Source organism: Paucilactobacillus wasatchensis, assembly GCF_000876205.1.
GTDB classification, from domain to species: domain Bacteria; phylum Bacillota; class Bacilli; order Lactobacillales; family Lactobacillaceae; genus Paucilactobacillus; species Paucilactobacillus wasatchensis.
This window is the reverse complement of sequence record NZ_AWTT01000034.1, coordinates 1-22687: the sequence shown is the minus strand read 5'-3', so window position 1 is coordinate 22687 and position 22687 is coordinate 1. Positions and strand designations below refer to the sequence as shown.

General features: G+C 37.5%; 18 protein-coding genes, 1 tRNA gene, 1 CRISPR repeat array and 1 other annotated feature. Of the genes, 8 read left to right on the top strand and 11 right to left on the bottom strand.

The annotated features are described in order from the left end of the window. Positions 1-107 precede the first annotated feature (107 nt). Positions 108-1574: an MFS transporter gene (locus WDC_RS06750; RefSeq protein WP_225349628.1), complete on the top strand. Its 1467-nt coding sequence runs from the start codon at positions 108-110 to the stop codon at positions 1572-1574. Positions 1575-1632: 58 nt separating this feature from the next. On the opposite strand, the gene WDC_RS06745 is transcribed toward WDC_RS06750, so the two are convergent. The 4 genes from WDC_RS06745 to WDC_RS06730 form a co-directional block, all read right to left on the bottom strand. Continuing rightward, the gene (locus WDC_RS06745) at positions 1633-2637 is read right to left on the bottom strand and encodes a hypothetical protein (RefSeq protein ID WP_044011110.1); all 1005 of its coding nucleotides are present in this window, start codon (positions 2635-2637) and stop codon (positions 1633-1635) included. A 155-nt stretch (positions 2638-2792) separates the two neighbouring features. Further along, on the bottom strand, positions 2793-3101 hold the full coding sequence (locus WDC_RS06740) for a hypothetical protein (protein WP_044011109.1): 309 nt from the start codon (positions 3099-3101) through the stop codon (positions 2793-2795). 122 nt (positions 3102-3223) lie between these two features. Then, a complete protein-coding gene (locus WDC_RS06735; RefSeq protein ID WP_044011108.1) occupies positions 3224-4264 on the bottom strand; it encodes a helix-turn-helix transcriptional regulator in 1041 nt (346 codons plus the stop codon). Positions 4265-4551: 287 nt separating this feature from the next. Then, positions 4552-5952: a glutamate--cysteine ligase gene (locus tag WDC_RS06730; protein ID WP_044011107.1), complete on the bottom strand. Its 1401-nt coding sequence runs from the start codon at positions 5950-5952 to the stop codon at positions 4552-4554. A gap of 243 nt (positions 5953-6195) precedes the next feature. Further along, positions 6196-6434: a binding site (T-box leader), on the top strand. A gap of 65 nt (positions 6435-6499) precedes the next feature. On the opposite strand from WDC_RS06730, the gene WDC_RS06725 reads away from it, so the two are divergent. The 5 genes from WDC_RS06725 to WDC_RS06710 all read left to right on the top strand — a co-directional run bounded on the left by WDC_RS06725 (position 6500) and on the right by WDC_RS06710 (position 10933). Further along, a complete protein-coding gene (locus tag WDC_RS06725) occupies positions 6500-7027 on the top strand; it encodes an isocitrate lyase/phosphoenolpyruvate mutase family protein (RefSeq protein WP_052497818.1) in 528 nt (175 codons plus the stop codon). Positions 7028-7056: 29 nt separating this feature from the next. Then, positions 7057-7236: a hypothetical protein gene (locus tag WDC_RS09865; RefSeq protein WP_052497817.1), complete on the top strand. Its 180-nt coding sequence runs from the start codon at positions 7057-7059 to the stop codon at positions 7234-7236. After that, complete coding sequence (locus tag WDC_RS06720) at positions 7223-8128, top strand: isocitrate lyase/PEP mutase family protein (RefSeq protein ID WP_191978659.1); 906 nt, start codon at positions 7223-7225, stop codon at positions 8126-8128. Before WDC_RS09865 ends, WDC_RS06720 begins: the two co-directional genes overlap by 14 nt. Before the next feature lie 19 nt (positions 8129-8147). After that, positions 8148-9440 (top strand): MFS transporter, encoded by a 1293-nt coding sequence (locus tag WDC_RS06715; protein WP_044011106.1) that lies wholly within the window; start codon positions 8148-8150, stop codon positions 9438-9440. Between the two features lie 530 nt (positions 9441-9970). Beyond that, a complete protein-coding gene (locus WDC_RS06710) occupies positions 9971-10933 on the top strand; it encodes a hypothetical protein (protein ID WP_044011105.1) in 963 nt (320 codons plus the stop codon). A 119-nt stretch (positions 10934-11052) separates the two neighbouring features. Here WDC_RS06710 and WDC_RS06705 read toward each other — a convergent pair. After that, positions 11053-11124 (bottom strand) — tRNA-Arg (locus WDC_RS06705). 367 nt (positions 11125-11491) lie between these two features. Here WDC_RS06705 and WDC_RS06700 point away from each other — a divergent pair. Both WDC_RS06700 and WDC_RS06695 read left to right on the top strand, forming a co-directional pair. After that, a complete protein-coding gene (locus WDC_RS06700; RefSeq protein ID WP_044011104.1) occupies positions 11492-11998 on the top strand; it encodes a methylated-DNA--[protein]-cysteine S-methyltransferase in 507 nt (168 codons plus the stop codon). 10 nt (positions 11999-12008) lie between these two features. Continuing rightward, on the top strand, positions 12009-12578 hold the full coding sequence (locus WDC_RS06695; RefSeq protein WP_044011103.1) for a M15 family metallopeptidase: 570 nt from the start codon (positions 12009-12011) through the stop codon (positions 12576-12578). A gap of 40 nt (positions 12579-12618) precedes the next feature. Here WDC_RS06695 and WDC_RS09985 read toward each other — a convergent pair whose 3' ends face one another. The 6 genes from WDC_RS09985 to cas9 form a co-directional block, all read right to left on the bottom strand. Continuing rightward, on the bottom strand, positions 12619-13530 hold the full coding sequence (locus WDC_RS09985) for a DMT family transporter (protein WP_044011102.1): 912 nt from the start codon (positions 13528-13530) through the stop codon (positions 12619-12621). A gap of 155 nt (positions 13531-13685) precedes the next feature. Further along, positions 13686-14144 (bottom strand): hypothetical protein, encoded by a 459-nt coding sequence (locus WDC_RS06685; RefSeq protein ID WP_044011101.1) that lies wholly within the window; start codon positions 14142-14144, stop codon positions 13686-13688. Positions 14145-14213: 69 nt separating this feature from the next. Further along, positions 14214-16228: a CRISPR direct-repeat array (repeat unit 36 nt; unit sequence AGACCAAAACTCATTGATTTACTGACCTTCTAAAAC). Between the two features lie 33 nt (positions 16229-16261). After that, on the bottom strand, positions 16262-16930 hold the full coding sequence (gene csn2, locus WDC_RS06680; protein WP_044011100.1) for a type II-A CRISPR-associated protein Csn2: 669 nt from the start codon (positions 16928-16930) through the stop codon (positions 16262-16264). Further along, the gene (gene cas2 / locus WDC_RS06675; RefSeq protein WP_044011099.1) at positions 16927-17232 is read right to left on the bottom strand and encodes a CRISPR-associated endonuclease Cas2; all 306 of its coding nucleotides are present in this window, start codon (positions 17230-17232) and stop codon (positions 16927-16929) included. The genes csn2 and cas2 overlap by 4 nt, the downstream gene beginning before the upstream one ends. Continuing rightward, positions 17210-18115 (bottom strand): type II CRISPR-associated endonuclease Cas1, encoded by a 906-nt coding sequence (gene cas1, locus WDC_RS06670; protein ID WP_044011098.1) that lies wholly within the window; start codon positions 18113-18115, stop codon positions 17210-17212. Before cas1 ends, cas2 begins: the two co-directional genes overlap by 23 nt. A gap of 218 nt (positions 18116-18333) precedes the next feature. Then, entirely contained in the window at positions 18334-22446 is a 4113-nt protein-coding gene (cas9, locus tag WDC_RS06665; RefSeq protein ID WP_044011097.1) for a type II CRISPR RNA-guided endonuclease Cas9, read from the bottom strand. Positions 22447-22687: the final 241 nt, after the last annotated feature.

Below are 22687 nucleotides of genomic sequence, written 5' to 3'. Positions count from 1 at the left end.
CTGATTGCCAACTCTCATTTATTTTCCCATCCTAATTGTAGTATGATGATATATGGCTTAACTTATTCGGAAAGAAGAGAATTATTATTTTAGCAAAACGAAATGTCTTGATTGTTACCTGTGCATTGTTGCTATCTAACGCAATGAGTGGCATTGATAATACCATTATTAACACTGCATTACCTGCCATTATTTCGGACCTACATGGAATTGAGTTGATGGGCTGGATCGTTGCCATTTTCCTACTGGGCACTGCGATTAGTACCCCACTGTGGAGCAAGCTTGGTGAACATACCGGTAATAAGCAAGCCTACCAATTGGCTGCTATTTTTTTTGTGGTGGGATCCTTCCTGCAAGGCATGTCCCCTAATATCATCTTTTTGATTGCAGCCCGCGCCATTGCCGGAATTGGTAATGGTGGTTTAATTTCATTGCCATACATTATCTATGCCAATCTATATAAAAATCCACGTAAACGAATGCAGGTTCTCGGCTTCGTTTCAGCTAGCTACAGTATGGCCACCATCATTGGTCCACTGGTCGGTGGCTATATTGTCGATGCCTTTAGTTGGCATTGGGTCTTTTATATCAATGTGCCCATCGGACTAATTTCAGCAATTCTTGTACAAATTTATTACAAATCGACCAAAGAGGTGCGCAAAACTAGCCCCGTGGATTACCGTGGCGCCACACTGATGACGATTGGGCTTATCAGCTTACTATCAGCGATTGAGATGATTGGCACCACCAGCTGGTCAATCATCGCGCCTATTTTAATATTTGCATTCATCTGCTTAACGGCCATGGTTTACTTTGAAAGCAAGGCAATCGATCCCATTATCCCAAGCCGATTATTTAAAAACCGCTCATTACTAATCGATTTCACCTTATTTGCATTAATTTGGGGTGCTTTTCTAGGATTTCTCACCTACGTGCCAATGTGGGCGCAAGGCATTCTAGGCACGACGGCTTTAATTGGTGGGGCCACCCAAATTCCAAGCTCCTTTACCAATTTTATGGGTTCTGGTTCTGTGGCGCCGTTGCGTAAATATTTTACCCCACAAAAAGTAATTACAACCGGTATTATTACTTTAACCATCGCATTTATTTTATTGCTCATTATGGGTGTCAAAACACCATACTGGATTTTGTTAGTGGCCGGTATGTTTGAGGGCTTTGGCAATGGAATGTGCTTCAACGAGTTACAGGTAAAGGTGCAGCAGGATGCCGCCATCGATGACATCCCCGTCGCAACTTCGTTCAGTTTTTTAATTCGAATGCTCAGTCAGACATTTATGGCTTCGATTTTCGGTATTATTATGAACCGTGCATTATATCAAGGTGTTTTGCAATCAGGTGGCAAAATTACCATGAAAATGATGAATAAACTCAGCGATGCCGCCAATGTTAGTTCATTACCCAGCCATCTAATTCCTGCAATGAGAGTCATTTTGCATAACGGCTTGCAACATATTATGTTGCTGGCGCTGATTTTAATGCTGATTTCGTTGTGCGTAAATATTTGGGGACTGCATTTAGAGAAACAAAAAAATATTAGTAAATCTATTTTATAGATACGAAAAAACAGCATTAGGGGTCAGTTGATTGATAATGCTGTTTTTTTGAGCTGAATCACCAATTTAATCCGGTTGTAAAACCCGCATGTTCAATTTTTGCAAATACATTTGGCGCTTCAACTTCGAGCCAATGATACATACCACTTTTACTTCCTTGCAAGCCATAATGAGGTATTTCAACTAAGTCTTGGACTAATTTAGTCACATTCGCATCTTGCCGAAATGCGTCTGTTTTTAGCATTTGTTGCAGTGTCAAAGCAGCGGCATCACCGAACACAACTAATTTATTCGGTCTAACAACATTGATTGCTTTGGAAAATAATTCAGCTGATTTAAAATAATTTTCTTTGTTAATTTGAACATTCTTTAGCGCTTGCTCACGCGAAAGATGTTTACGAAGATAGGTAATCCCTTTCTTTACAGCGTCTTTTTCAGCTTTATTTTCATTCGATTCAAATATTCTCTGTAATTCTTCTGCACGTTCATCGTCATTCCCATTGGCACTGGTAAATGGTAAATTAGGTTTTCTTTTTTTCTCATGAATGAAAAAAGAATCTACAATTTTACCTGCATTACTATCAACTACATTTTTGATAATGTCAGTTATATAAGAGCCTTCAAACATGTCATTTTCTCCCAGCTCTTCGTAAAGTTTATAGGTGTTAGTAATTATTTTCGTGTCGCGAAAATTACCCCATTTTCCTCGATCTGTTCTTTCGCCATCAGCCTCGCCACGGGCCGCAATATTGACGCCAACAAACATATAGTTATTATTGAACTTTTCATTAGAAAAGAAATCTTTCGGAAAGCTAAAATCCACAGAATTGCCATAAAATGATTTTGCTAACTGGTTAGGCATAGCAGCTTCTTTACGTTCCTTTTCAGATTCATAATTAGTGTCAATATATTCTCGAACTTTACTGTTTATTTCTAACGGGTGGGTACAAGCTACAAATGATGAAAAATCCCAATCGTGTAATTCTTCACCGTTATAGCTAAAACCTGTATTAATTTCTCCCAATCTAGTGCCAACTTCTTTTCGTGTTAAAAATGTTGTCATACATGTTCTCCCTTAATATTTAGTATTTTGAAAATAGTAATCTTTCATTAACGGCTACACCTTTTTAAAATTATTTTTTTATAACAGTCAAATTATAGGATAACGAAAATATGATCGTCAATTATAAATATAAATTAGTTTTACAGTGGATAATATTATTCTAATTCATCTGCCCGTGCTAATCGGAACCACAATTTAAAATATCGGTTAATTGCATTTTGCATAATTAATACTTTATCCTTGGTTAACGGCAAGGCACCGGCGACGTTCTTAGTTAATAATTCATCAAATAACGCCTTTTTTAGTTCATTAATATCGTCACCTGCAGTGAACAACGAAATAGCTTGCTCTTCATTGTTCGTCATTTCTAAACCAAACCGACTACCATCATACGAATAACCAGCCACCAAACTCGCCGGTTTATCCGTATTAATTTGTTTCAACCACACTCTCATTACTGCCATAAATGAGCCGCCTTTCCAGTCAATGCAACTAAACTATATCAACAGTATACAAAATGGTTCGACACTATATGTCGTAAAAGCTGTTTTGCATCTTTTTTTATAAAAAAAGCTGACTAAACTCTTTAATCATAAAGTCTAGCCGCTTCATTCAATCTAGTTTTAATTTTATTGACCAGCTTATCTGGCGAAATCACCTGAACATTTGCTCCCTGGCCCAGTAACCATAAAATAGCCCCTTCATCCCAGGACCTCGCCCGAATAATGGTATCTTTGTCACCCGGTTTTGAAACAATCTTTGAATCAGGAAAACGATCAAGCGCGGTTTGTGGGTAGATCCGACATTTGAATTCAAACGTCACTAATTCGCCTTGCTGTAACAAGTTTGTTTGTTGGCGATAATCATGGAGCGAAAATTGATCGGGCGACCATTGCGTATTACCCACCTTTCCACTTGTGATATCAGTCATCCGGTCCAAGCGATATAGCCAATACTCATGCTTAACTGAATTTCGCACCGCAATGTAAAAATATGCATTATCGAAAAACATTACTTCTGGTTGAACCGTATGTTCTCTCCGACCACGGTTACGGCTGCTTTGATAATTAAATTTCACTCTACGATGTTCATTAATGGCCCTGATAATGATATCTATTTTCTCGAGGAGTGACTCATTTAACTCCTCTGTTTCATCGCGTTTCAACGGAATATAGCTATCCTTGGCCGTTTTAATATGCGCATAGAATTGAGATTTGAATTTAGGGGCCGACCGTTGTGCCAAGCTTGTTAGTAATGTCTCGAGTGCTCGTTTAGAAACCGCCCGACTGCCAATCAAAATCTGTGCAATGACGATTGAATCTCTCAGACTGCTTTCAGTTTCAGTGCCAATTAATGTGAACACTTTATCTTTTTTGATTATTTCGGCATTAAATTGATTCACGGTTAATTGGTCACGAATATCGTCCAGATCACGTTGAAAGTTTCTGCGAATGGACTCTATTTTTTTACCAGGATCTGCTTTATGATAGCGATCTGACCAGCCATCAAATGTAATCTCTTCACCGTGAATTAACTGAAGGGCCATGTCGAGCACTCGACGTGAACTGCTAATATATTTTCCTTTTTTACCTTTATTTTCTTGTTCTTCCATACTATCGAAGTCCATGTAGTTGCCTCTTTATACAATATGCTCAAATTTAAACTATAATAAACTTAGTATAACGAAAAACAAAACTAAATTGGCAAATTTTTATTACAGAAAAATATAATTTCTTATCAACCACATATTTTAGCAAAAGCTTGGGCTCAGGTAATCTGTGTTAGCTTATTTTTTAGGTTGACCAAAATACAGACTAGAGCTACTCATTTAGACTGCATTATTAAAAACGACGAGCACCAATCATTGGGTTCTCGCCATTTTTTAGATTACCAGTAAAAAAATAATACCAGTCCTTATTTTTCATTTTCATTCGTCGTCGGATTAAATTTATCAGGCCGATCCGATTTATCAAATAATTCTTTGCGTAGCTCATCCGGTACCATATCAGGATGTTCTGCAAAACCTTTAAATGGTGTTGGATTTTTGTGAGCCCGGTTCTGATAGCGACTCCCCACGCGCAATGCGTATAACTTTAGCGAATCGTTTTTGATATGATCACATAGTGTCGCACTGGGCGTTAAACTAGCATTATCTAACCGATCTTGCATCACATCCAATACTTCCTGATATTCCGGTCCCCAGTGAATCGTAGCGCCAAAAGTTTGCAGCTGTTCCATTAGTTCCTGTCCCTCGCGTTGATAAATCGTTTGTTCCTTGGGATTTTCTAGTGCCACAGTTTCGTTCATTGCCATGCCTTGGTCCAGCTTAGCCACAATTTGATCTTTATCAGCCAATGCAGGTGTCATCAAAAAATACGTGAGTAACATCCGGATGAAGCGGACCGTTGATGTACGTACCCCGACTGCCGCACCTGGATCGAGATCCAACATACGCAGTTCAACATAGTCAACCCCCGTATCAAGAGCTTGCGTGAGCTCGGCATTTGTTTTCTTGAAACGAACACTGCCATGAAATTCCGCTTCAGTTAGCAATGCACCATCCTTAATTCCCTGCTCAATACCATTGATGTAGTTAACCACCGATGAATAGTCGCCCTTTAACTTATTTCCCAAGCCAAAATGGGATTCGCGAATACTGCGCACTGGTTCTTTTGGTCCTTCATCATCGTCAAAAAAGTTGGTCTCAGCAATGGGGCTATTACCAAATAAATAGGTGATCAGCCACTCATAATAAACGATTCCCTGCACAATTTTTTCATACACATGATTAATAAATTCAGCATGCGTTAAATCTTGTTTCGCCTTAACTTTTTTCCATACGACATCAAGCACATGCTCACTTACACTGATATTCAAATGAACCCCTGTTGGAATTCCAGACGTATAGCCATGAATTTTGGCCCATTCATGATAATAAGCTTTTTTCGCTGGATCTACATCAGAAATTGGAATCTGGCTTTTATCTTTGGGTAATGCTGGTGGCATACTAAGTGGCCATAATAATTCATCAGGCGCCAATGCATTTCTCAGTGTGTCATTTAATTGCATTAAATAATGCATTGCATCAACCGAGTGAGCAGTAGTTGGAGTGATTATTTCAGTCTGCATTTGCAAAAAATCATTTTTTATATATTTATTGCGTCGCTGACTACCGATTGCTTGCGGATATGGTCGGTCACTCAATTCCCCAGCAGAATTTACTCGATGCATTTCAACTTCAACACCCATATTAAAATCACTTGCGGTTGCAACGATCTCGTTTTCCATAATAATTTGACCAATTTCATCAAACATGTTGCCGCCTTCTCCTATGTATTATTGCAAAAGTTAATAAGCATTTTACCGCCTTTTCGCATATTACTCAATAAATAAATTAACGATAAATATTATGTTACAAATTGATAACCTAACATTGATGGATAAGCTTTTATTAGGTGTTGCTAACTTCGCACTACGTTGCATAATCAAAAATAAATCAAATTGCCCTTTACAATTAAAATTTGATGAGGTAATATACCTTTAAATTAAAAAACGATTAGAAAAGCAACGAAAAGTAGGAGTAAATAGCGAGAGGTATTTAGCGAGTGTTCGTTTGGTGAAAGAACATTGCCAGTAGTTATTGAAAGTAGGCTTGGAGCTGTAAATGCAACGAACGCTGAGTGTTTACTGGGTGCCCCCATTACAGGGCCAACGAATCTGACAATTGTCATGCTCGTCAAGACTGTTATTTAGGTAACAGTAAAATCAAGGTGGTACCGCGCATATGCGCCCTTCAAAGATCAATTCTTTGAAGGGCGTATTTTTTTCGTTTTAATTTATTACATAAGGGAGGAATTACATTTTGACACTAACAAACATATTTTCAAATTCAACGAACCAAATCATTCCAGCAGCGGGTGATGGTCAGACCATCAACGCATTGGATGAGGCTGATTTTCCAGCTATTTTGCTAGACGGGACCTTAACCACACAAACATTACTGGGCGAAAATAATCAAGGACTGTTGTCCCTATCAGAATACGCTAAATTTTTGCGCGATATGCACCTTAAAGCGACATCCCCATTAATTGCGGATTTGCAGTCTGGTTTCGGTAGTCCATTGAACACTTACTACGCAGCTCAAGAACTTGAACGTTCCGGTGGCAGCACATTATTGCTCAACGATCAACTTTATCCATCACATTCGATTGACCAGCCCCAAACGACTACTCCAGAAGATTTGCTCGGAAAAACCCGCGCGGCTAAAGATGGCTTAGAAAATCCTGAAACACAACTATGGATTAAGTTAGAAGGGCTGTGGGATTATGGAATTACAGGCGCCTGGCAACGAATTAGTTATCTAGAAAAGGCTGTGCCGATGCCATTCTAATCGCCCACTACAATCCAGATGAACTCCAATTGCTGGCAAATACTGACACAAAATTACCATTACTAGCAACTTGGACGCCGGACACAATCCAAATCGATGGCATCTGCGGTTGGATTGACACAGGCAGCATTGCTCATGAAGCTGCAACTGCACGTCAAAACGCCATTAACAAACTAATGCAAGGAGAAATGACATATGCTGAAAAATGATCGAATGCGTCACCAATTTAAAGAAGATGTAATGAGCGGTAATATTGTCCGAATGATGGTAGCGCCCGATGCGTTAGCAGCTAAGATTGCCGAGTCCTATGGGGCCAAAGCAGTTTTCTCTGCTGGTTATGCCACGAGCGCTTCAGCGTTAGCCATGCCAGACCGCGGGATTAGTGACTTTGGTATCGCATTAGAGCGATGTCGTGAAATTATCAATGCCGTGAATATTCCCGTCTTTGCGGATGCTGATACAGGCTACGGTGATCTCGATAATGTTAAACGCACCGTTGAAAGTTACGAGGCTATTGGTGCCAGCGGAATTTTCATTGAAGATCAAGTTTGGCCGAAGCGTTGTGGTCATATGGACGGTAAAAAGATTGAGCCAACTGAAGTGTTGGAGGAAAAAATTAAAATTGCTAAAGCAGCCCGCAAGCATGATGACTTTCTCATTATGTCACGAACTGATGCTCGTGCCGTTTATGGATTAAACGACGCTATTGAGCGCAGCAGACGATATCAAGCTGCCGGCGCGGATTTGATTTTTATCGAGGCGCCACAAAGTAGTGCTGAGTTGGAGAAAATTCACGAAGCCTTTCCAAATACACCCATGATGGCCAACATGATCGAAGATGGTAAAACGCCACTCACGAAGACAGAAGATTTACAACGACTGGGTTTCAACATTGTGGTTCACCCAAATGCAATGACGTACACGCAAACATACGCGGAAGAACAATTGGTTAAAACGCTACAACGTGACGGCACAACTAAAGCATATAAGGACCATATGATCACATTTCCCAAATTCAATGACTTTGTTGGTTTGGATCAGGTTAATGCACGCGATGCTGAATATGCACCTGAAAAGATGGAACGTTACATGACAGAATAATTATTGGAGGAAGATAACTATGGAAGCAAACGCAAGTAATCTAGAAATTCAATTAGACCAAGCACGTGAAACACCACTATTTTATAAAGTTTTTGCCCTAGCAGGCGCCGGAATTATGTTGGATGCGGCAGATGTGTATGTTGCCAGCGCCATCAACAGTTCCATTATCGCCCAAGGATTTGCGAGTATTAGCCAGGGCTCCATGTTTCTTTCCAGTGGTTTTCTAGGACTGTTCATCGGCTCTCTACTGGCTGGATACATAGGTGACTTTTACGGTCGTAAAATGTCTTATCAATTTAACTTACTATTATTTGGTGCCTTTACATTGTTATCAGCATTTGCACCGAACATACTTATATTAACCATTTTCCGCTTATTTGCTTCCATCGGTTTGGGAGCAGAAATCGTGACTGGCTATGCCGTTGTTAATGAATTCTCTCCAATCAAACGGCGTGGTCACTGGTCTGGAATGACTGCCATCGTTGCTAATAGTGGCGCTCCCTTAACACTATTAATCGCCACCTTTATGATTCCACATTTTGGTTGGCGTTCAATGTTCATTTTACTAGGTGCATTAGCCCTAATTCTATGGTTAGCTCGTCGTCATTTCCCAGAATCTCCTCGTTGGTTGCTCGCTAAGGGACGCACTGAAGAGGCTAATAAAATTATTGCACAATTAACACGACGCGGTTTATATGAAGATGGCGAATTAAATGACCAAAATGAAACTACCAGCCACATTAGTTTTGGTAAGGGACTCATCATTGCTATGATCGCAGTTAGTGCGACGTTGCTTTGCCAATATACATTTACTACCTGGGTACCAACACTGCTACTCAAACAGGGCATTAATATTGTTAGCTCAATCGGCCTTTCAGCAATCATGATGTTGGGTGCACCCATCGGCTCTGCCATCGGTGCTGCGCTAGTTGATAAGGCCGGCCGTAAAAAAGTGATCATTACCGCTTTTATTGCCACGGCAATTTTAGGCATTGCGTATGCCCACGAACAAAACACCATCGGCATTATTATTAACGGCTTCCTATTGACCATTACGTTGTATATCTTAGTTGCAACTATCGTTAGTGTTTATACCAATGAATTATTTCAAACCAGCCACCGTTTCCGTGGTGCCGGCATCGCAAATGGGACATCTAAATTACTGAATGTACTAATGCCGACTGCAGTTGCGTTCATTATTACGCAAGTTTCAACCTCATTTATCTACTATGGCATTGCCGCAATTGCAATTATTACCGCGATTGTAATTGCTATTTGGGGACCAGAAACTGGACAAAAGGCAATTAAATAGATGGCATCAATGTTAATTACTAATATTTCAAATTAAAATGAGTCAATATTGAATCATAATCTAATTAATAGTGTTTAATAATGCGGTAATCCCTTTGTGGTGGCTAGATGAACCAAAGTAGTTCTTCTAACCGCCACAAAGGGATTATTTTTATTCTGGCTTGCTTTACGACTATAAGAGTTATCCTATTATTCAATTTTTTTGTTAAATGTACTATCCAAAATTTGGTGGAAATTATATTTGATACATGTATAATTGAAACATGCACCAATTAACCCTATGTACTAATCCAAATCATCCATTTATTTTTTTGGTTAGGTGAGCGGAAAATTGGTTTAGCAATTGCCGGCACTATAATTTCGTTTATCGACACTACCATTATTATAGTAATCATCAGCGGTATTGCAGCATTACCGTACTTGCTATTTTTCATTACATAAAATTATAATTTAGAATTTTTGTTGTTTTTATATTCTGAATTGTAAAGATCGTTTTTAAACTATTAATCAAATATTTATTGGAGGAAGTTTATGAAAAATTTTGATTGGCACAGACTAACTAGCCCCGACTTTTGGAAACAACGTAAAATTATTACTGCTGTGATTGTTATTTTAATTATCATTATTGGCGGTGTAACCATCCATGCTCATCGCAACTATCTTAAAGGCGATTGGATCGTAGTTGTTCAGGACGGTTCGGCAGAACCTATAAATGATCAAATGAGTGATTATGATCATGTCACCTTTACTAGCAATTACTACACTTACTATCAGAGCGGCGATAAAACACCAGTCGATGGCGCCAAGGGAGATGTAACACTTAACAAAAAAAATAACACTGTTTCAATTGCTGGTGATGTAATTGGCTACACCCTTTCCAAAGATAATGACCAAGTAACATTATCTGTCAAAGATTATGAATCTGAAGATGTTCTAAACGATAATGACACCATAACTCTGATCCGTAAGGGTTCAAAACGTTATGACAATTTGGCGGCAGCGGTGAAAAAGCAAAATATTGCTGACAAAAAGCAAGCTAAAATTGATGCTAAGCAACAAAAAAAGCAAGATGCAATTGATGCTAAAGCTAAAGCAAAAAAAGCAAAGAAAAATAAAGCCAAAAAAGCTGCTGCTGAAAAGAACTTTGCAGCAAAATATGTGGGCACGTGGACATTAGCTAAGGAGCTTGACAGTGGTTTCAATCACCAAAGTGTTCCAGTCATCAGTAAATTAACAATTTCCAGTAAAAATGTAATTATTGAATATAAAGCCTGGAATTTCGACAATGGTTCATATGACACTAAAACAATTAAGCAAACTACAAAAGAAACCACAGGTGATGGCATTACTAGCGATGATATTATTCTTTCATTTGGACTGCCTAATCAAACTGGCTCCTCAACTGAAAATTCTCAATATAAATTACAGGACGGCAAGTTAGTACGTAGCGATGTATCTTCAACCGATAGTACATTTGATTTGATTAAAAATTAGAACTTAAACATTTATTTTGATTGAAATAAAAAAATTATTTTAAGCCTTGCTTAAAATAATCGCATTCAGTTGGATGAAAACCTCTATTAAATTTTTTATAGTTTTAAAAAATAAATCTATGCGCCCCCCGAGAGTCGAACTCGGATCATGAGGACCGAAATCTCATGTGCTATCCATTACACTAAGGGCGCTGTTCAATTAACTATTTTACTGGCTTTTGGGGCAAGTTTCAATGGCTTTGACAAAAATAAATTTTAGCGGTCAAAACTAATGGTAACTAAAAATTCTTAAAGTTATCGTCAAGATTAAAAAAATCGTCACACAATTTTCACAAACTGCTGTTAGTATATAAATCATAGCAAGGAGCGAAGTACTCCTGTTATGACATAAACCTATATTTTTCAATTACTCCTCCCAATAGTAACCGAAAAATAATTACGAAATCCCCCCAAGATTTTCGTAATACTCCTCAAAAAGATGGCTTCCCCGCCATCTTTTTTTTGTGTTTCTAGGGTATAATCAAGGTGTTAAATCAATTCAAAATGTGAGGTAATCGCGATGCAACTTTACTATGACGTGCTTGAATTTGACCACCATCAATTTTATTTAATCGCAAGCGAAACCGGTCTTTGTTTTGTCGGCTCGCCGGATGCACCTTTGTCAGAGGTTAATCACTTTTTCACTACAGATGAATTAACGCAAAACGAAGCCAAAATAGCACCAATCAAACAGCAATTAACAGAATTCATGACAGGCACCCGTACAGATTTCTCCATTAACCTTGATCCATTATTCGGGACACCATTACAGCAGCAGGTCTGGCATGCTCTCGCCGCAATTCCATATGGTGAAACAACCACCTATAGCCAACTAGCCGCCACCACCGATCATCCGACTGCAATTCGAGCCGTTGCCAGCGCCGTGGGCCGCAATCCGTGGCTGATTGTGGTCCCATGCCACCGAGTATTACGCGCCGATCATAATCTGGGCGGCTATCGTGGTGGACTGCTATTGAAGGAAGCTTTGCTGGCAATGGAGCAAGACCGCACTGTATTAGCATTTTAGGAGGAAAAATATGAACGAAGCACCTAGTTCGAACAACGATTTTTTAAATGTTCAAGCGTTGGATCCCGATATTTTTGTCGAGCTCCGTTACGCTACTGAGAATAATTTTACGGGTGAAAAAATTTATAATTTCACCACCGCCATTGCGCGGACTGGCACCGTTAAAAAATTAGCCGCGGCGAGCAAATTAGTAAAGGAACAAGGCTTTCGATTGAAAGTATGGGACGCCTACCGTCCAGTGGCGGCGCAAAAAAAATTATTCGATGTTTACCCGGATCCCAATTGGGTTTTACCACCCAATCCGAATTCAAGTCATCAAAAAGGGGTTACATTTGATATTACCTTGTGTGAACCTGATGGCACAGAAATTCCGATGCAAAGTAAGTTCGATGAATTCGGTGAGAGTGCTAAGCGTAATTATCCACGCAAACCATATCAGGAACATAATTATCGTATTTTGAATGATGCCATGACTGCTGCTGGCTTTGTTGGCTACAGCGAAGAATGGTGGGATTATCGCGATAGTGACATGGATAGTTACGGTCCTGCAAGCGCGGATCCAAATGATTATCAGTTGTAATTTAAAACGTCCGACTCAATTGCGAGCCGAACGTTTTTATTTATCCTTCACGGAAATGTTGTAAAACGTAAATTGCTAAAATAATTAGCGCCGAGCCGAGTACTTCAATCCAGCTCAATTTAACATGCAGGAAGATGACGCTTAGAATAAATGTTACCACGGGCTGAACCGCATCCACAATGCTGATTACCGCCGAGGGAGCAAAATTCAAACTGTGCAGTAAGACCGAAAACGCCAAAATTGTACCCACAATCACAACCACTGCTAAAGCGGCTACCAGATTAAAATTCAATTGAGGCGCATTGTGCCACACGGGATGCCATAAGTTGAAAAGCACGCCACTGATGAACATCCCCCATCCTAACACGACAATCGGTGAATGCTCTTTGACAATTTGCCGTGGCAAAACAACGTAACACGCAGCCGTCACACCTGATAATATCCCCCAGATTAACGAATCCATCGGAATGGCGAGTTCGTGAATATTGCCTTTTGTGATGGCTAAAAATAGTCCAATTAGTGAAATTGTAAATGCAATCAGGTCGCTACGCATTGGGCGTTGTCGTAATAGTACCAGACTGCCAACCACAATAAATAGCGGACTAAGGTATTGGAGAATGGTGGCTGCTGCAGCATTACCTGTCTGCACACTCATGTAAAAGGTATATAGATTGGCCATTAGACCAAACAGACTATAAGCTATCAGCCAACCGACTAGCCGCCAATTGGTGAAAATACTAAACATCTTTTTACCTTCAATGATTGCGCTAATGATCAATAATACAATGCCCGCACTCAACGTTCGGACTGACAGAAACCAAGTTGCTGGAATGGCCAGATTTTGCGAAATATATTGAAGTACGGTCCCGGAAATACCCCATAAACCAGATGCTAAGGTGGCCCAAAGCAACCCCTTTGTGATACTTTGCGGCTGTGAGTTGGTTTGTTGCATGATAATCCTCCGACAATTTAATAATAATCAATGGCATATTATACATGAGGATGATTAAAGTTTTATGAGAAAATAAATATGATAGGCAACTTTTCGAAAAAATTTGACTTAGCAACAGTTATTTATTTTCATTGCCCTTGAACCATTTAATAACGTTATCTATTAATATTTCTTAGTGTCCGAGCTTCTAATTCGTCCATAATTGCCTGAAAAGCATAGTTAATGTAACGAGTATTGGAAGCTTCATCATAATCAGTAATAGATTCCATTCTAGAAGTAACTTTACCAGCATTATTTGCATCATCAGCGTATTGACCGACAATCTTAAAGCTCAAGGTTCCATGCCGAGTATCCTCGCCCATTGGCTTTAAAATAAAATGGATTGGCTGACCATAGCCACCGTAAATATCATTATAATAGTCAACATTACCAACTTCATACGCATAATCTTGATTACTAGAATATTCATGGAATCTGTACATCTTAGGTTCCTGCTTTGCTACAGGTTCTGGTTGCTCCACCTTTTTTGGGGATGTTTTTGGTTCAAAAGTTCCAGTAAGACCTGGTGTAAGATCAATATAAATTTCTTTTTCTTTACGCTTGAATATGCTCATAATCCATGCCTTGCCTCTGTTAGACATTTTGCTGTATCAATTTTTGCTGTTACTCTTTGAGTATATATTATATCAAAACTTATTGATTTACTGACCTTCTAAAACCGGTATCAAAACCAGTATGACTAATGCACAGGACCAAAACTCATTGATTTACTGACCTTCTAAAACTAGACGCTACGACTCATGTCTACATTAGTCGGACCAAAACTCATTGATTTACTGACCTTCTAAAACTTGCATTAGATCAGATTGTCTAAAAATATCGGACCAAAACTCATTGATTTACTGACCTTCTAAAACGCATTGAAAACAATCTATACAGCAAAACAAGGACCAAAACTCATTGATTTACTGACCTTCTAAAACAAGGACAAGCGCCAATGACACACGAAAAAAGGACCAAAACTCATTGATTTACTGACCTTCTAAAACTGAAAAGCTTGATGGTAGCCGACACTACCTAGACCAAAACTCATTGATTTACTGACCTTCTAAAACTATATATACTATATACTGTGTTATACCGGTAGACCAAAACTCATTGATTTACTGACCTTCTAAAACAGATCGCAACTATAATGAAGTTGGCGATAGAGACCAAAACTCATTGATTTACTGACCTTCTAAAACGGCGGAACCTTTACCTAAATTATAAATCGCAGACCAAAACTCATTGATTTACTGACCTTCTAAAACGACCCTATTTTTTGTATCTAGTTTCGCCTAGACCAAAACTCATTGATTTACTGACCTTCTAAAACTGTGATTTTAACGGCTCAATTTTAAAATCATAGACCAAAACTCATTGATTTACTGACCTTCTAAAACTTCCATGATGTCGGCCTCGGCTTTGGACTTAGACCAAAACTCATTGATTTACTGACCTTCTAAAACGGTTTCCAAAATCTATACGCATAGGAGGCGAGACCAAAACTCATTGATTTACTGACCTTCTAAAACGGCACGGAACAACGCACGGAAATTGAACTTAGACCAAAACTCATTGATTTACTGACCTTCTAAAACACCGGATAAGCCTAACCGAATCACTTGCAAAGACCAAAACTCATTGATTTACTGACCTTCTAAAACATGTTAGAAAAAGTGTTAGAAAATGTTTGAAGACCAAAACTCATTGATTTACTGACCTTCTAAAACCTTCATGTTTGTCTTCTCCTTTGATTCTTGAGACCAAAACTCATTGATTTACTGACCTTCTAAAACAGTACCTTGTATTGGCTCAGGTAGTAACGGAGACCAAAACTCATTGATTTACTGACCTTCTAAAACGAAATAGCCGAACAGTTGGAAAGACCATATAGACCAAAACTCATTGATTTACTGACCTTCTAAAACAAAAGATGGGCAAGATTTAATTGAACATTAGACCAAAACTCATTGATTTACTGACCTTCTAAAACTAACATGTCTACGATTTCTTGGGGATTAGTAGACCAAAACTCATTGATTTACTGACCTTCTAAAACACCGATAGCAACCAGTATAATGTTTTCAAGAGACCAAAACTCATTGATTTACTGACCTTCTAAAACTGATGAATAATTGCTAGACATTTTATCAGAAGACCAAAACTCATTGATTTACTGACCTTCTAAAACCGCATTGACACCATTAGCTGAAGCAGCCGTAGACCAAAACTCATTGATTTACTGACCTTCTAAAACCGCATTGACACCATTAGCTGAAGCAGCCGTAGACCAAAACTCATTGATTTACTGACCTTCTAAAACTTGTGCTTGCAGGTTAAGCTGGTCAGCCACAGACCAAAACTCATTGATTTACTGACCTTCTAAAACAATTATGGCAACAGTTAATAACTGTATCGAAGACCAAAACTCATTGATTTACTGACCTTCTAAAACTATGGCAACAGTAAATAACGGTATCGAGTTAGACCAAAACTCATTGATTTACTGACCTTCTAAAACTTGAAGTGAAGAATGTCATTGTGTGGGATAAGACCAAAACTCATTGATTTACTGACCTTCTAAAACACAAAACCACGTTTGATAAAGTTTTAAGTGAGACCAAAACTCATTGATTTACTGACCTTCTAAAACCGTTATTTACTAATACTACTCTCATAAGTAAAATTACTTCCACTCAACATAATCGCTATCAATGTAGTAATAACGGCATCCATTAAACTTCTCGCGTCTCTCAATTTCTGAAAATTTAATGAGAAGGACCTTTAATTTCAATGATCGGACTAATTCATTTAACTCGACTAACTCATCATCGGTTAAATAGTCCGAAACGTTCATAAAGCCCAAAATTTTATCATCATTTAACTCATTTGCAGTTTTTAGAATTGCCTCTATTATACCATACGAATTTGATACCAAAGTAGAGCTGAAATGTAAATCACTGAACTTAAATATCTTGCTCATTTCAGTTTGTTCTTCTACCTGCAATGGTAAATCTAAAATATAAGTTGCTTCTAAAATACTGGTTTTTAATTGTTGTGCTAAATCAAAAATTTGTTTAGTTTGAGATTCTGTCATATTTTCTTTTAACTTTTTATACAGATGAGTTTGAAATGACTTGTCTAAATCAACTTGAATAAAAGCATCGCCAAACCAGTGCAGCGCTTTTGATGTATCTAATAAATTTGAATCATTATCACTGAAATGCAGATCTTCTTTTAAATCTTTAAAATTAAGAATTAAATTCTGATAAATGTCATGATTTCCAGTTTCTATCATGGTTATTTTATCGTCAGCAAAAATAAATGGTTCAAATGGATAATAAGCTAATTTCACAATATCACCGTCCGATTAGATAAGTTTTTAACCTCTTTTTTAAATTCACCAGCTAAAAAATGCATGTCGTTGTATTGTTTTTCGGTTATTGTCATTGTTTGGATTATTCCTTCATTCGGTGCAAATTCGGTAATCCTCTTTTCCATAAATCCCGCTGCTTGTTTGCTTACACAAACTCGAACATAAATTGAATATTGAATCATCATAAAACCCTCATTTATCAGTTTTTTTCTGAATTTCCTGTAATTTTTTCTTTGCTCACTTGTTTCAACCGGTAAATCAAACATGACCATTAATCGCATTATTTGGTACCTCATTTGTTAAACCCACTTTCACATCAATAGAATCATTTTTAGCACTTAAAAAATTAACACAATTTGCTACATGTTTAGTTAGCGCATTCCTCAAAATGGTTTTCTTATCGTTATATTCAATTTCAAAATTTAATAAATCTACCAGTGCATACTTAATATCAGGTGTAAATTCTTTAAATTTATGATTTACTACCCAAAAATCAATAATGGGTCGAAATGGCTCCATCAAATCAGAGCCCAAATTGAAATCATTTTCTTCACTATGATGATGAATCCCTAACTGGGTCATATATCCATTCACAACAATTTCCCGATTAACAGCTGCTAGTAAAATTGAATAGCCATAATTAAGTGCCGAATTAACCGGATCGAACTCTCGTCGTACAAATTTTTTATTAAAAATTAATGTGAAATATTTATGAGCAACAACCGCTTCCCGATTTGATGCATCTCCTACCTCCATTTTGTTGAGTTCATCTGCTAGATCTACTGTATCCTTTTGCATAAAATCACATACTTGCATCTGCATTCGTATTTTTTGAATAACTAATTTTGTCCATAAAATTTGCTTGAGTTCATCATTCCATGTAAATTGCGCTTCGATTAATGCCTTATCTCGATTGTTTGGATAATATCCTATGGTTTCACAAATTGGCTCTGAATTTCGACCTGTAAAAATAATTTTTGCATTTACATCAACCAGTGCTGCAATTGCAGCCGTTGTAATTACTGCCGCTGTTGTACTCACAAGTAATAATTGAATATCATCAATAGGAATTTCGTTAACACCATCCCTCGTTTGTACCACTAGTTGCCGACTAGAGTATGATATCTTTGCATGCTGAGTTACGATAATACTTCTCCAGCTCATTTTATTTTCCTCCTTGTAATCGAATTCAAACATGATATAATTCAGTTGTTGGCATAACTCACCAACGATCAAAACTTATTGATTTACTGATCTGCGTTAAAATCAAACAAGGCTTCGGCCAAGTTTATTTACCTGAGGCGACCTTTTAGGTGCCCATACATAATAAAAAGAGCAACTGATACCCTTTCATCAGTTGCTCTTTTTCTGCTTCATTTTCCCTATGCCAAGGGATTTAAATCGTCTAGTGCTTTACTTTTTTCAAATAAGCCAGTTGAAGATTGGTAAATAATTTTAGCTGTACTTGTTAAACTTATACCGTTACCTTGTTGCATAAAACCAAACGGAGTGGCTATGCCTAAATCCTTTAGGTTAGATACACCTGCGTTGGTGTGAAGGCCAATTAAAATTCTGTCAATTATTGTTACTTGACCAATCTGTTGTAGTTTACCGTTGCTAACCTTGTCTCGCTTTGGCAACTTCTCAAATTTATCCCTCGCATCGGTTATTTTCTGTCTGAACATATTTCTGTCATACATCGGAAAATATTTATTTAGTGATTTTACCAGTTCATCGTAAACATCGAGATAACTAGATTTAGACGTGGATCCTTTATTTATTACCTTAACTAGATCCTTAGCAAGGTATAATTCTCTAACATTATAAGGCAATGTCGAAGAACCCAGCATAAATGGTTGACCGCCATCATCAATTACCTGTCCGTACATAACTTTAGCAATGACTAGTTCAAACCAATCAGTTATTCTCGTTATTGCTCCAGTCTTCTTATTTACTTTTTCTTTAGTTAACTTCTGTTCAATAAATTTATTCAACGTAAAGATGTTAATTTTTCCATCACTTTGTAAAACTTCATGGGCTACTCTAGTTGGTACACCAATCACTTTATAATATAACTTATCTTTCTTTTTCATTCTGATAATTGACATGAACGCATCTGTCGACCCAGTGTAGCCACCATATATTTCTGTTGGTAAATTATCTTTTTTACGAATTAATTGCTTACCACCGCGCCCACTATCTTTATCATCACTAGCTTTATAAAGTGTTTGATCATACATAGCCCCATGTCGCGTACTTAACTCGTGCGTAACTATGACCTTTCTAAGATCGTAAATACTATTCATGTATCCCAATTGCTTATCTCTATCGAACAGTATTTCGCCGGTTTCCTTATTAATAATCTTACCAGGCTTATTAAAACCGTGTAAAAAGTTGAAATTTTTTAAATTTGTAATTCCATCACCTTTTTTGAATTTACCATAAACAAAGTAAGATTCTAACTTAGGGTATTTCTTCAATAAATAAGTCCCCACAAGAGCAGTTAAATAGGCATCAAATGCATGATGATAATTATTGACATTCCGATTCTTTGGAAAATCAAAATCCTTTCTAAATTGATGAGTTAACCCAGCCTTTACATTCACAATTTCTGTTTCTTCACCATAATGATCCTTCAAAATATTAGCCGCTAATTTGATAACCTGCCGTGTTTCCACTAACTGCCGATTAATAAACCCATTCCTAGTATACTTATTTATATTTTCAGGATTGAACTTTAAATTGGCAAGTTTCTTTTTACTTATCAATCCTGCTCGCTGCATTTGTTCCCATAATGGTTCCATTTTTCTGCCAAACATTTCACTTGTAAAATCATCCAATGGCACACTGTCTGATTTACTGCGATTCAATGAAGCAGAAACCAAAACTCGATTATCTAATGAATTATCTTTGATAAATGCCTGCGGTAAAATATGATCAATATCATATTCTGAAAGTTTGTCAATGTTTAACGGTTCCCCGGTGTATACATCTCTTCCGCCTTGAAGGAAATATAAGAAAACACGATCCCTAGCTAGCTCCGTATTTTTAATATTACTCAATTCATTACGGACTTCTGGATCAGCCAAAACTGTATCACTAATATCTCTATACATATTCTCAACTTGTCGGAGACGTTGAATAGAGCGACGAGGATTTCGTTCATCTTCTCGAGCAAACTCAATAAAAATATTCGAAGGTGTAACACCATTCATTGCTTTTTGGATATCTGCCACAACCAATAAGATTTGACGCAAAGCTTTTTTGTTTTGCGGCGATGTAAATTGTTCATTAATAATATCCAATGGATTTAATTCTTTAAAAACTTGTTTATTTTCTGCAACAATTTTTTCTTTAAAAACATCCTGATTAACAACTACCATGAAGTTATCCATATGTTCCCATAGTAAATCAATGATTCGACTGCCATTTTCATCTGTTATTTCAGCTATTAATTTTCTAGAAAGCCGTCCCCATCCTCGCATTCTCAATTTAGCTAGTTCTTTTTTCTGGCTTTCATTTAGCCAAGAAATCTCGTCCAATTTGGCTCGTAAGATCTTGTTATCCTCAAAAATTGTTGCCCATTCAATAATGTGCTCGAAGTCTTCAAAATAATTTGGATCATCTATTTGCGCACCAAAAATATCTTTGAATTTATTTTCAGTACTTAAACTGCTCAAAAAAATTGATTCATCAGCTAATCCTTCAATTTTGGGATTATCTGCATATTCACAATTAGCAACTAAATAATCCTTGAATTTCTTAATGCTGACAGTCGTATTATTTTTAAACAGGTCTTTATATACATCCTGCTTGCAATTATTTTCTAATTTTTTATCATTAACTCGAACATTATTCAATTCGTTGAGTACTTCATATCGTTGATATAGCAAACTTTGTTGTGGCAAGACGTCCTCATTAAGCAGGTAAGTGTCTTTAGTCGTCATTCGTTTAATAAAGTTTTCCGCCGATGCATTACGATCAACTTTCTCTTCAAAATTCCACGGTGTAATCCTGCTCGTATCATTTTTAACTTTACGTTCCATCCAAGCAAAATTACTGTTTGAGGTTTTTTGTTGCACACTTGCTTCAATTAGTGGTCCAACATAATAAGGCACTCTAAACGTCACCAAGCCATCCAGCTTGTGTGGAGCCGCATTATGTTCTCTCTTATTTGGATTTTCTTCTGCTAGCCACGGATAATATTCTTTTTGATTCTCAATAATTTGATCTAATTCTTGCTGATGTAATTGATGTGGAATTTGTCCATTCGCTTTAGTTCGCTGCTTTGGCATAAATTCTTCTAATTCAATTTCAGCTGTTATTTTCTTTGCTCGAGGATCATCCATTTTTTGGATAACAGAACTAACAGCACTATAAAATGCCTCTTCACTGGGCTTTAACCCATCAATATATTCATCGTATGCATCTTGCAATTTACGTGCTTGTTTTACGTCTAAATCTCTCATAAGCGATTTCAATTTCTTTAGATCGAGCTGATGCTGATCGTATTTAGCAATCATCGACTCTGACAGTCCCATTCCCTCAGGAACAACGCCAGTAAGCGTAATGATCGAATGAATTTCACTAATAAGTTCCACAATTTCATGATCGTCATCTGTAAGTTGTTCACTAATTGAATCCAACTTATCGTCAATATCTTCAGCATCAAAAGAAAACTTCCAATCAGTTTCAGCCGTGGGATTTTTAGCTAAAACTATAAATAATTTAGTTTTTAGTCCCAATACTGCTTTGATAAATTCCGTTGCAACTGCTTTACGCTTTTTTTCTGTATCTTTATCTTCAGATGTGAGATACACAATTTTTAAAACTTCTCGTTGTCGATCCAACCTTGATTTACCATTATCTAACAAAACTGTTTTAATTTTATCGACATTATCTTCGGATAACTCAAAGCCAGTTTCAGCCTGTACACGTAGAAATAATTTATTCAGCGATTCAAATTTATCGGCTAATCTTAATTCACCGCCCTTAAATTTAGATGCAAGCGTCGAATTTAAAAAGTGCCCTCGATACTTCACAATATGATGTATTGCCCAGTAAATTTCACGCACATCAAATTGTCGATGCTCAGTCATCAGTGCATAGCGCAGATGATAAATCGTCGGATATTGTTCATGAAATTCTTGATCAGTACGATCGTTAAACAAAATGCTGCCCTTAAAATGTTTATTGGGATCCTGCGGTACTAAATTCGATTCTTTTTGCCGCATAAAGAAATTTTCATCAATTGGCAAAATATACGGTTCAAAAAACTCCTGTAACAATCTCAAGCGCCATTTGCGGCGTTTAAGTCTACGCCGCGTCGTTCGGAAGCCCCGCCGGTCGGCCGCAGTCTTTCCTTCGGCAAAAATACGCACCCCATATCCATTTTTACCTTTTGCACGCATTATTTGTGCGTTATCATCAACAATCGTCCACCCGATTGAACTTGTTCCAATATCTAATCCGATATTATAGTTACGTTTTTTCAACTAAATCGCTCCTCCATTAGTATTTGCAAATACTTATACATCCTAAATATACCAGTGATGAATGGTGAAATAAAGGTCTATTAAGCGCTTCCAATTGACTCTAACTGACTTTTCATTACTGGCATGAACAGTCATGTGTCCTATTTTTTTTGCTGAAACGTGAAAAAAAGCGCAAAAGTCTATGTATAATGAGTAAAAGCCTGTAGAGGTGATTCCAAATTCGAATCACCTCTACAGGCTT